Genomic DNA, 1,703 nt, shown 5'->3' with positions numbered 1-1,703 from the left:
CCTGCCCGACGGCGAACGCATTCCGAAACTGGGGCAGGGCACCTGGGAGATGGGCGAACAGCCGGCGCGGCGCGCCTCGGAAATCGCCGCGCTGCGCTGCGGCATCGAACTGGGCATGACGCTGATCGACACGGCGGAAATGTACGGCGACGGCGCTACCGAATCGCTTGTGGGTGAAGCGCTGGCCGGGCTGCGCGATCAGGTCTTTCTCGTCAGCAAGGTGTATCCGCATAACGCCAGCCGGCGCGGCGTGATCGCGGCCTGCGAGCAGAGCCTGAAGCGCCTGAAAACAGATCGGCTCGATCTGTATCTGCTGCACTGGCGCGGTTCGGTGCCGCTCGCGGAAACCGTCGAGGCATTCGAGACATTGCGCAGCGCCGGCAAGATTCGCCACTGGGGCGTCTGCAACTTCGATACCGGCGATATGGACGAGCTCGTCGTCACGCCGGGTGGCGAGGCATGCGCGACCAATCAGATTCTCTACAACGTCGCGCGCCGTGGGCCGGAATTCGACCTGCTGTCGTGGCTCGCCGCGCGCAAGATGCCGGCGATGGCATACAGCCCGGTCGACCACGCGCGTTTGCCGAAGCGCTCGCCGCTCGACGACATCGCTGACGCACGCGGCATTTCGGTGTTTCAGGTGGCGCTAGCGTGGGTGTTGCAAAAGCCCGGCGTGTTCGCGATTCCGAAAGCGGGCCGCGTCGAGCATGTGCGCGACAACCATCGGGCGTCGCAACTGGAACTCGGCGCTCATGAACTTGCTGCCATCGACACTTATTTCAAACCGCCGCGCAGCAAGCGACCACTCGAAATGCTGTAAGCGCAGCGGCGGCCGTTAGCGAATTGCAGCCGGCCTTGCCGCAGTCGGCGCGCTTACGCCGTCGTGGCTCGCTGCGCCGGCGTGATTAATTGCAACTATGGTGCATGTGCACGGAACCCAGAACGGCGACTTCAGCGGGCGTGTGCTTGAGCGAATCTTCGTTAACCTGGGCGGCGTCGGCGACGAACTCGTCGACAATCGACGACACCTGCGCATTACGCAAACACAGCGAGACCCGCTGCGTTTCGTTGGGCGGCAGTGACGCGCGCTGACCGAGGAACAGCACACCGTACTGATAGCCGTGGATGATGCCGCGGATCGCGCCGACGCATTGACCTTGCGCGACGTTGTTGTTTTTCTGTTTGCAGGTTTGTGCGAGTGAATAGGCAGAGAAGGTGGGATCGACCGGCGGGGCGGCTTGCGACAGGGTCGGTTGCTCCTGCTGGGCCGACGTAGCCGGTGTTTGCGCCGGGGTTTGCGCATGAGCGAGCGATGCGAGGCCTAGAGCGGTGACCATGAGCAGACCAGCGGCCGTGCGCGCCATGGCGTGGGGGACGTTTCGTTGCATATTGTGATGCCCTCATATCGAACGTTGAATCTGATATGAGGCAATCGCTTCGGTTTGGTTCCGGTTATGCACGACGTGATCGATCGATATGGTTTTAAACGTGTGCAAGAACCGCTTGTCAGCGGTTCGTGGCGGTGCGTGCCGTTTTGCCGGACCGCCTGCGGTTGCTGACGACACCGACCGGCCTCGGGCGGTGACGCTCGACCGGGGGATCGAGACATCACCGCCGATGCCGGGGACTGCGAACGGGATACAGAAGTATGTCGTTAGCGACGGGTAGGGCGCGGGGGCCCCCTACCCGAGAAGCAGGCGACT

The 1,703-nt window shown here is 63.4% G+C and carries 2 protein-coding genes; one reads left to right on the top strand and one right to left on the bottom strand.

Translation table 11 applies throughout. From position 1 onward, the window contains the following. Position 1 precedes the first annotated feature (1 nt). Complete coding sequence (locus VFE81_RS00145; protein WP_325042650.1) at positions 2–820, top strand: aldo/keto reductase; 819 nt, start codon at positions 2–4, stop codon at positions 818–820. An 85-nt stretch (positions 821–905) separates the two neighbouring features. On the opposite strand, the gene VFE81_RS00140 is transcribed toward VFE81_RS00145, so the two are convergent. Further along, complete coding sequence (locus VFE81_RS00140) at positions 906–1,388, bottom strand: hypothetical protein (RefSeq protein ID WP_325042649.1); 483 nt, start codon at positions 1,386–1,388, stop codon at positions 906–908. Positions 1,389–1,703: the final 315 nt, after the last annotated feature.

The sequence above is a fragment of the Paraburkholderia sp. genome, assembly GCF_035656215.1.
Taxonomy (GTDB): Bacteria; Pseudomonadota; Gammaproteobacteria; order Burkholderiales; family Burkholderiaceae; genus Paraburkholderia.
Note: the sequence above shows the minus strand (reverse complement) of the source record. Positions and strands in the feature narration are given on the sequence as shown.

What these genes read in the sequence shown, in the direction of transcription:
- VFE81_RS00140 (WP_325042649.1), bottom strand. Translation starts at nt 1,388, where the DNA reads ATGCAACGAAACGTCCCCCACGCCATGGCGCGCACGGCCGCTGGTCTG.